Raw genomic sequence first — 9,359 nt, 5'->3', positions numbered from 1 at the left:
GGCTCGGGCTCGGCGGCCATCCACTCGGGCTGGGCTTCCTGGGGGGCGCTCCAGGCGGACCGGGCGGCCGGGGCATTCCATTCAGGCGTGGCCGGAGGGGAGGACCACTCGGAGGCGGCCTCTTCGACGGGGGCCTCCCACGCGGGCTGTGACTCGGTGGCGGGCTGGGCCCAGGACCCGGAGGCGGTTTCCTCGGCGGTGGCCCACTCGGGCTGAGCGGCGACGGGCGCGGCCTCTTCCGTGGCCCACTCGGGCTGGGCTTCGATGGGGGCTTCCTCGGTGGAGGCCCACTCCGACTGCGCGGCGACAGGGGCCGGCGTATCGGTGGAGGCCCAGTCCGACGAGGTCGCTTCGGAAGCGGAGGCGTTCGGATCCCATGCCGGCTGAGCGGCGACGGGCGCGGCCTCTTCCGTGGCCCATTCGGGCTGGGCTTCAATGGGTGCTGCGTCGTCCGTGGTGGCCCACTCCGGCTGAGCGGCGACGGGCGCGGCCTCTTCCGTGGCCCATTCCGGCTGGGCTTCGATGGGGGCGGCCTCTTCCGTAGATGCCCACTCCGACTGTGCGGCGACCGGCGCGGTCTCTTCCGTGGCCCATTCAGGCTGGGCCTCGATGGGGGCGGCCTCTTCCGTGGACGCCCACTCCGACTGCGCGGCGACGGGTGCAGTCTCTTCGGCCGTGGCCCATTCCGGCTGAGCCTCGATGGGCGCGGCCTCTTCGGCGGTGGCCCACTCGGACTGCGCGGCGACGGGAGCGGAGGCATCGGCCGTGGCCCATTCGGGCTGGGCCTCGATGGGGGCTTCCTCGGAGGTGGCCCACTCCGACTGCGTGGCCACCGGGGCAGACTCTTCGGCAGTGGCCCACTCGGGCTGGGCCTCGATGGGGGCGGCTTCTTCCGTAGAGGCCCACTCCGATTGTGCAGCGACAGGTGCGGCTTCTTCGGGCGTCGTCCACGTTGACTGCGCAGTGGCAGACGCGGCTTCTTCCGTGGCCCACTCGGGCTGGGCCTCGATGGGGGCTTCCTCGGAAATGGCCCACTCGGGCTGTGCGGCGACGGGCGCGGCCTCTTCCGTGGCCCACTCGGGCTGAGCCTCGATGGCGGCATCCTCGGAAGTGGCCCACTCGGACTGTGCAGTGCCGGGTGCAGACGCTTTGGCCGAGGCCGGCTCCGGCTGTGCGGAGACAGGTGCGGAAGCTTCCTCCGTGGCCCACTCGGGCTGCGCGGTGACGGGCGCGGCCTCTTCCGTGGCCCATTCCGGCTGGGCCTCGATGGGGGCTGCCTCTTCCGTGGAGGTCCACTCCGACTGAGCGACCGGGGCGGTCTCTTCGGCGGTGGCCCATTCCGGCTGGGCCTCGATGGGCGCGGCCTCTTCCGTGGCCCATTCCGGCTGTGCCTCGATGGGCGCGGCTTCTTCCGGGGTGGCCCACTCGGGCTGGGCCTCGATGGGCGCGGCTTCTTCCGGGGTGGCCCACTCCGGCTGCGCTTCGATGGGCGCGGCGTCCTGCGGGGATTCCCAGTCCGACGTCTGCGCGGCGGGCGCGGTCTCGCCGGCGGCAGCCCAGCCAGTTTCGGCTTCGTGCGGCGCGACCTCCGTGGACGCAGCCCATTCAGGCTGCGCCTCGATGGGCGCCATCGCTCCGGACGGATCCGACCCCTCCGCCGATGCCGTATCCTCCGTGGCCCAGTCCGCCTGCGCTTCAATCAGCGGAGCTTCCCCGGTCGGATCACTCCCAGTCGCCTGGGCGTGGTCCGTGGCCGGTTGCGCCGCGGACACCGACCACGCGGTCTCTTCCGCCGGGGTCTCCCACTCGGCGGCAGTCGCTTCGGTCGCGGTCTGTTCCCCGGTGCTCCACTCCGGCTGTGCCTCGACAGCCTCCGGCTCCGCGGAGGCATCGGTCCCTGTCACCGCGTCGGCCGCGGCCCACTCCGGCTGCAACTCGATGGGCGCGGACTCCTCGGTGGCCTGCGCCCAGGCGGGCGTCTCGGCGGGGGACTCCACGGCATCGGAGGCCCACTCAGGCTGCAGCTCGATGGGCGAGGACTCCTCCTGCAACCCGACGGTGGCGGTCGCGTCGGACGGCGCTCCGTCGGCGGACCACTCGGCCTGCGCGTCCTGGCTTCCATCGGACCACGCCGAGTCCTCCGCGGACTGCGCCTCCGCGAGGGATTCGCTCGCGGTGGCCAGCGGCACGGCCTCATCGGGCTGCCCGTTCAGCTCGCTCCACTGCTCCGCTGCAAGGGCCTCACGCGCCGCCGACAGCGCCGACGGCTCGACATCCTCCGCGCCGAGCTCGAGCGTCTCCGCTTCCACGTCCGGTCCCACCGGGATGCTGCGGATCCCCAGCGACGAACCCTCCGCGAACGGAGACGGGGGAGGGGAGAGTGATTCCTCGGCCCCCAGGTCGGCCGCGTCGAACGTCGGAGTCTCCGCCGCCTGCGCGGAAGCCAGGGCCTCGGAGTCCGTCAGCGCGATGGCCTCTTCGTCGACTCCCGTCGCAGCGTCCGTCCAGGCCGCGCCCTCTTCCGCGACATCTCCGGCGTCGAGCGCGATCTCCTCGGCGGACGCCTCCGTCGAAGCGCCGCTGTCGGACTGCCAGCTGGCCGCGACATCTCCGGCGTCGAGCGCGATCTCCTCGGCGGGAGCTTCCGTCGAAGCCGCGCTGTCGGACTGCCAGCTGGCCGCGATGTCGTCCGAACCGAGCGCGATCTCCTCGGCGGGAGCCTCCGTCGAAGCCGCGCCGTCGGCCTGCCACGCCTCCACGCTGGCCGGCTGCGACTGCCACGTCCCCGTGGCATCACCCGCCTCCAGGGCGCTCTCCTCCGCGGGCGCTTCGGAAATCTCCGCGTTGTCCGTCCACGCCTCCGCGATGTCGCCGGAACCGAGCACGATGTCCCCGCCGGGATCCGTCGTTCCGGAGGCGGACGCTGTCTGCCACGCCGTTTCGGTGTCACCCGCGTCGGTCGCGATCTCCTCGGCGGACGCCTCCAGCACGGCGCCTTCCGCCTGAGCCGGGGCCTGCGCCGTCGCGACGTCGCTCCAATCCCAATCCGCCGACGTTTCGCCGTCGGCCGGGGCCGACGTGTCCACCGCCAGCGGTGCCGTGTCGAGCGCCCCGTCACGGGACTCGTCGGACTCCACCGCGAGCGGTGCCGCGTCCCACGCGGCGTCCACGGGCGCGGAGGACAGATCCTCGGCCATCACCGCTTCGGACGCGGGCTCGGCGTCCAGCATCGCCGCTTCCTCGGAGGCCGCTTGCTCGGCGGAGGCCAGGGCCTCCGCCATCGGATCCAGGCCGGAGGCCGCCGGTGCCTGGGCCTCCGTCTCGACCTCCATCGACAGCTCGGCGAAGGAGTCTTCCAGCGAGGCCTCGGGTTCGGCGGCCACCGGAGGCGGCGTCGCCGTGGACAGCCCGGAGAAATCCTCCTCGGCGCTCGTCTCCCAGGTCTCGGTGGCCGCCTGCACGGGCGCTGCTTCCGCCGGCTGGGGCATCCATGGCGCGGGTTCACTCAGCGACGGGATGTCGATGTCGTCGGTGCTGAGGTTCAGGTTGTCCTGATCCACGGGAGCCTGCGGCGCATACCCTGCCTCCGCCGTGCCCCCGGAGTAGCCCGCCCACGCCTGAGCCGCGTTCGGATCATACGCCGCGGCGGCGTCGGTGCCGGCCGCGTTCGCGTCGTAGCCCTGCTGGGGCCACGCCGCCGCGTTCGGATCATAGGGCGCGTTGGGGTCGTAGCCGGCGGGGTAGGCGTACCACTGGCCGTCCTCGCCGTAGTAGCCCTGGGGCTGCTCATAGCCGGCGGGGTAGGCGTACCACTGGCCGTCCTCACCGTAGTAGCCCTGGGGCTGCTCATAGCCGGCGGGGTAGGCGTACCACTGGCCGTCCTCGCCGTAGTAGCCCTGGGGCTGCTCCTGGACCTGCTCCTGGGGCTGGGCCCAGGCCTGGGCCGCCGCCGCGGTGTCCGCCGCGTCCTGGATGCCCAACAGACCGCGCAACTCGACCCAGCGAGCCTCCTCGACGGCGGACAGGCTTCCCAGCTTCCGCTTCTCATCCAGGAAGCGGAATTCTCTCATCGCGGCGCGAGTATCGGACATCCGTCACCTTGCTGCGCCAGCGTCAAACGGGGACCGCCGCAGCGAAAATCTTGGAGGGCCGCGAGTGTAGGGGACTCCCGCCAGGGGGTAAACCAATCCGCCAAGCCCGACCGGCCGCTACCTCCCCGAGAGGGCGGTATGGACCGCCTTGTCCAGGGCCGCGAAGTCCCTGTCGTAGGTGGACTGGAGGGCGGATTCGAAGGAGGCGGCCCCGTTCACCGACTGGACGAAGCCCAGCAGCTTCTCCATCCCGCCCAGGCGCACCAGCTCCTGCACGGCCATGGCGGAGGCGGCGTAGGCCACGGCGGGATCACTCAGGGTGATGAGCGCCCGCGAGTTCATCACCGACATCGTCGGCAACATGCCCTGCTTGGCCGCCGAGCGCATCCGGTCCCGGAGGGCTCGCGGCGGGCCATCCATCTTCTGGAAGCGCCACTGCAGGTACTCGGCCATGCCTTCGTTGAACCAGCGGGGCAGGGCGCCGCCGCCTTCCGGGCAGATTTCATCCAACGCCGCGTGCACGTACTCGTGCACCAGCGTGGCCCGGTTCTGCGGCGTCATCTGCGCCGCGTCGTTCAGCCGGATGGCGTTGTTGCGGTACAGCCCGGCGACCTGCGCCGCGAAGACAGCCCCCATGTGCGAGCTGAACTCCTCGCTCGTGTAGAGCACGACCTCCAGCTGTTGCTCCCGGGCCCGGCCCAGCGTCCGCAGCGTGAAGTCATACGCATCCTCCAGCGCCGAGACGACCTGACCCTCGTACTCGGCGCGCTGTCCGAAGTCGCGGTCGCTGCTGAAGTAGCGGATGGAGAAGCGCCGGTTGGCGCGCACGCGCATGCCGTCCTTGGTCACGCTGGACTCGTAGCTGAGGCTCGCCGTGCGCACGTCGCCGTCCCCTTGCGTCCCCTTCGCGGTGCGCGTGTCCTCCTCGCCATTCAGCCGCTTCTCCAGGCGCTCCACCTCGCCCCGCGCGGCCCCGGCCTCCTTCTCCTTCGCGCGCGCGTTCTGGATGAGCTTGCGCGCCTCCTTCGCCTCCTTCGTCTTCGCGGGGACCCGCTCCAGCGTGGCGATGGCCGCCGTCGTGTCCTCGTCCTGCAGCAGCAGCCGCCCCAGCTCCAGCCCGAACGCGCCGTCCTTGGGGAACTGCTCCAGGCCCTTGCGCAGCGCCTCCTCCGCGGACGCGCGTTGATCCGTCTTCAGCGCCGACTTCGCCAGGCACCGCAGGGCCCCGGACGTCTCCTGGAAGGCCACCGCGCGCTCGCCCAGCGAGTACGCCATCACCGCGTCCTCCGCGAGCAGCGCCTCGCACCCCTTGAGCAGCGGGGCCGCGACCCCCGGCCGCTGCGCTTCCGGATAGTCGGAAGGGGACGCCGCCGCGAACGCCAGGTACAGCTCCTCCCACTGCTTCTGGGCGGCCAGCTCCTTGGCCTTCTGCGGCGGAGGGGCGGCGGCGAGCAGCAACAGGGCGATGAGGGGCGTGTTCATGGAATCCCCAGTATCGCCGAAGCCGCGCGCGGGCGTGCAAGCTCCCTGCTCCCTTGGGCTACGTCCGGGCGACCTGCCAGCCCTGGGCCTCCAGGGACGCCATCAGCTCCTGGATGTGGGCGTGCCCGGTGGTCTCCAGCATCACCTCCACCGTGGCCTCGCCCAGGCCCGCCTTGGAGAAGGCGCGGTCGTGGTGCAGGTCCACCACGTTGGCGCGCATCTGGGCAATCTGCGTGGTGAGCCGGGCCAGCATGCCGGGCCGGTCCGGCAGCCGTACCTCCAACTGCACCAGGCGGCCCGCCTTCACGAGGCCCCGCTCGATGATGCGGCTGATGACGTTCATGTCGATGTTGCCGCCCCCGACGATGATGGCGACGCGCTTGCCCTTCGCCTGCGGCACCTTGCCGTTGAGCAGCGCGGCCAGCCCCGCGGCGCCCGCGCCCTCCGCCACCGTCTTCTCTTGCTCCAGCATCAGCAGGATGGCGGCGGCGATCTCCTCCTCGTCCACCGTCACCACCGCGTCCACGTACCTGCGCACGTGCTCGAAGGTGATGTCGCCCGGAATCTTCACCGCGATGCCGTCCGCGATGGTGGTGCCCGCGGCCGTGAGCTCCGTGCGCACGCCCGCGTCCAGCGACGCCTTCATGCTGGCGATGGTGGCGGCCTGCACGCCCACCACCTGGATGCGCGGGTTCGTCTCCTTGAGGGCCACGGCCACGCCGGAAATCAGTCCGCCGCCGCCCACCGGCACCAGCACCAGCTCCAGGTCGGGGCACTGCTCCAACAGCTCCAGGCCGATGGTCCCCTGGCCCGCGATGACGTGCAGGTCGTTGAAGGGGTGGACGAAGACCAGGTCCTCCGCCTGCTGGATGCGCAGCGCCTCCGCGTAGGCCTCATCGAAGTTGGCGCCCTTGAGCACCACGCGCGCGCCGTAGTCGTCCCGCGTGCGCGTCACCTTGATGAGCGGCGTGCGCTCCGGCATCACGATGGTGGCCCGGATGCCCAGCCGTCGCGCGTGGTAGGCCACGCCCTGCGCGTGGTTGCCGGCGGAGGCCGCGATGACGCCGCGCTGTTTCTCCTCCGGCGTGAGCGTGAGCAGCTTGTTGAGCGCGCCGCGCTCCTTGAACGCGCCGGTGCGCTGGAGGTTCTCCAGCTTGAAGTACACCACCGCGCAGTCCGTCTTCTCGGTGAAGTAGTCGGACGCGGGGCACGGCGTGGGGCGCAGCGCCGGGCGCAGCCGCTCGCGCGCGACCTGGATGTCCTGCAGGGTGACCATCATGCCGGCCGTGTAGCGGATGCCGGCCCCGCACGGAAGCGGCCCAGCGCGTGGGGCCTGCCTGGACGCGATGCGGCAGCGGGCGGAGGAATCGTCGGTCCCCGAAAGGTCCGCCCCGGGTGTGTCAGATGCCGCGCAGCACCGTGGCCTTGCCCACCCGGCCGATGGCCAGGATGTAGGCGGCCGTCCGCATGGAGACCTTCCGGGAGCGGGCAATCTGCGCCACCCGGTCGTAGGCCTCCTTCATCGTCTTCTCCAGCTCCGCGTTGACGCGGTCCTCCTCCCAGGAGACGTGCTGGAGGTTCTGCACCCACTCCAGGTAGCTGACGGTGACGCCGCCCGCGCTGGCGAGGATGTCCGGCACCACGAAGATGCCGCGCTTCTCCAAGAGGTCGTCCGCCTCCGGCTGGGTGGGCCCGTTGGCGCCCTCCACCACCAGGCGCGCGCGCACGCTGTTGGCGTTGTCGCGGGTGAGCACGTGGCCCAGGGCGGCGGGGATGAGCACCTCGCAGTCCGCCGCGAGCACGTCCTCGTTGCTGCACGGCGTGCCGCCGCTGAAGCCGGTGACGGTGCCGGTGCGCTTGACGTGCTCGAAGAGCGACGGCACGTCCAGGCCCAGCGGGTTGTACATGCCGCCCAGCACGTCGGACGCGGCCACCACCACGCCGCCGTCGCCCCAGATGAGCTGCGCGATGTGGCTGCCCACGTTGCCGAAGCCCTGGATGGCGAAGCGCGTGCCCTTCATGGGGATGCCCAGGTCGCGCAGGATTTCACGGCACACGTACAAGAGGCCCCGCCCGGTGGCGGCCTCGCGGCCCTTGGAGCCGTACAGCTCCAGGGGCTTGCCCGTCACCACCGCGGGCGAGTGCCCGTGGTAGCGCGAGTACTGGTCCATCACCCACGCCATCACCTGGGGGTTGGTGTTGACGTCCGGCGCGGGGATGTCGCGCGTGGGCCCGATGACGTCCTGGATCTGATCCACGAACTTGCGCGTGAGCCGCTCCACTTCCTTGAGGCTCATCTGCGACGGGTCGCACGCCACGCCGCCCTTGGCGCCGCCGTAGGGCACGTTCACCACGGCGGTCTTCCACGTCATCAGCGACGCGAGCGACACGCACTCGTCCTGGTCCAGGGCGGGGTGGTAGCGCAGGCCGCCCTTCATGGGGCCGCGGCTGTTGTCGTGCTGGATGCGGTAGCCCAGGAACGTGCGGATCTCCCCGGAGTCCATCTCGATGGACACCTGCACCTTCACCTCGCGCAGGGGCGTGGCCAGGAGCGTTTCGATGGGCGTTCCCACGTCCATCACCCGCGCGGCCTTGCGGAAGTAGTAGTTGGTGCCGTCGACGGCGTTCATGGTGGGGCGGGCTCCTGGTGGGAAAACCATAACAGAAGGGGTGCGCTACGATGGGGGCGTCCATGCGCCCCGGCTCTCCGCCTCCAAGCGACGCAAGCGGCTCGCTCCAGGGACTGGCGCGGCGCATCCGCACGCTGCGCGAGCGGCGCGGCCTCACGCAGGAGGAGTTCGCCGAGCGGTGCGCCATCTCCGTGAGCTTCGTGTCGCTCCTGGAGCGCGGCGAGCGCAACCCCAGCTACGACACGCTCCTCCAGGTCGCGGCCGCCCTGGAGCTGCCGCTCTGGGAGCTGTTCCGGTTGGAGGACGCGGAGGACGCGGGGGCTCATCGGCTGGTGGAGTGGGTTCGGGTGCGGGGACTGGGCCGGGCAGACGTGGACCGCCTCCTGGCCGTGGCGGACGCGATGTTCAGCGGCGGGCCTGACGCCGCATGTCCCCCGTCCCAGGGACACGTTGCTGCCTCCTGCACCGAACCGGACTGCGGCCGGCCCGTGCTGGCCCGGGGGCTGTGCACCGCGCACTACCACCGGGCCCGCAGGAGGAAGGTGCCTTCCTGAATCAACGCGCCTTCCACCTGGGAAGGCGCGTCGCCCTGGAAGGCACCGACGAAGGGGACTACTTGCGCTTCGCGCGCTCGACCTTCAGCGTCTTGTTCTCGCCGTGAGGCTTGCCGTGGGTGGCCTCGAAGCCGGCCACGTCCTCCTCCGCGACGAAGACGTACGCGTACGTGGGGCGCAGGTCCGTGCGCAGCACCTTGCCCGCCGGAGCGCCCGCGGCCTCCAGCGCGGCGGTGACGCCCGCCTCGTCCAGGCCCTCCTGGCGGCCCAGGCCCACCCAGAGGCGCGCCTGTCCGGGGACATCCGGCAGGGCCTCGTGGCGGGGACGGCGCTCCTCACGCTGGCCGCGCGGACGGTGCCGCTCCAGCTTCAGCGCCTTGTCGGCGTGCGTCTTGCCGTTGAGGGCCTCGAAGCCCGGGGCCTCCGCCTCCGGCACGTAGACGTAGCCGTAGGTGGGGCGGGTGAGGGCGCGGATGACCTTGCCGCCCGGGGCGCCCAGCGACTCCAGCGTGGCGGGCAGCTTCGCCTCGTCCATGCCGTCGTCCATGCCCAGGTTCACCCAGAGCTTCACCTCGCCGGGGCCCGCGTCCGGGGACGGGGGC

The 9,359-nt window shown here is 71.7% G+C and carries 4 protein-coding genes and 2 pseudogenes; 1 reads left to right on the top strand and 5 read right to left on the bottom strand.

What is annotated here, in order from left to right; all coding sequences use genetic code 11:
• The 4 genes and pseudogenes from D7Y13_RS32730 to D7Y13_RS32715 all read right to left on the bottom strand — a co-directional run.
• Positions 1-4,091, bottom strand: a pseudogene (locus tag D7Y13_RS32730) (hypothetical protein); the annotation flags it as partial.
• A gap of 117 nt (positions 4,092-4,208) precedes the next feature.
• Complete coding sequence (locus tag D7Y13_RS32725) at positions 4,209-5,573, bottom strand: peptidase MA family metallohydrolase (RefSeq protein WP_120582875.1); 1,365 nt, start codon at positions 5,571-5,573, stop codon at positions 4,209-4,211.
• 58 nt (positions 5,574-5,631) lie between these two features.
• Positions 5,632-6,849, bottom strand: a complete 1,218-nt coding sequence (locus D7Y13_RS32720; protein WP_120537316.1) for a threonine ammonia-lyase — start codon at positions 6,847-6,849, stop codon at positions 5,632-5,634.
• Between the two features lie 124 nt (positions 6,850-6,973).
• Positions 6,974-8,203 carry a Glu/Leu/Phe/Val family dehydrogenase gene (locus tag D7Y13_RS32715; protein ID WP_120537315.1) on the bottom strand — a complete coding sequence of 410 codons (1,230 nt, stop codon included), beginning with the start codon at positions 8,201-8,203 and terminating at the stop codon, positions 6,974-6,976.
• 62 nt (positions 8,204-8,265) lie between these two features.
• On the opposite strand from D7Y13_RS32715, the gene D7Y13_RS32710 reads away from it, so the two are divergent.
• Complete coding sequence (locus D7Y13_RS32710) at positions 8,266-8,757, top strand: helix-turn-helix domain-containing protein (protein WP_120537317.1); 492 nt, start codon at positions 8,266-8,268, stop codon at positions 8,755-8,757.
• Positions 8,758-8,815: 58 nt separating this feature from the next.
• On the opposite strand, the pseudogene D7Y13_RS32705 reads toward D7Y13_RS32710, so the two are convergent.
• Positions 8,816-9,359 (bottom strand): annotated as a pseudogene (locus tag D7Y13_RS32705) (DEAD/DEAH box helicase); the annotation flags it as partial.

Source organism: Corallococcus praedator (assembly GCF_003612125.1).
Lineage (GTDB): Bacteria > Myxococcota > Myxococcia > Myxococcales > Myxococcaceae > Corallococcus > Corallococcus praedator.
The sequence above is the reverse complement of the archived record's forward strand: the minus strand, read 5'-3'. Positions and strand labels throughout refer to the sequence as shown.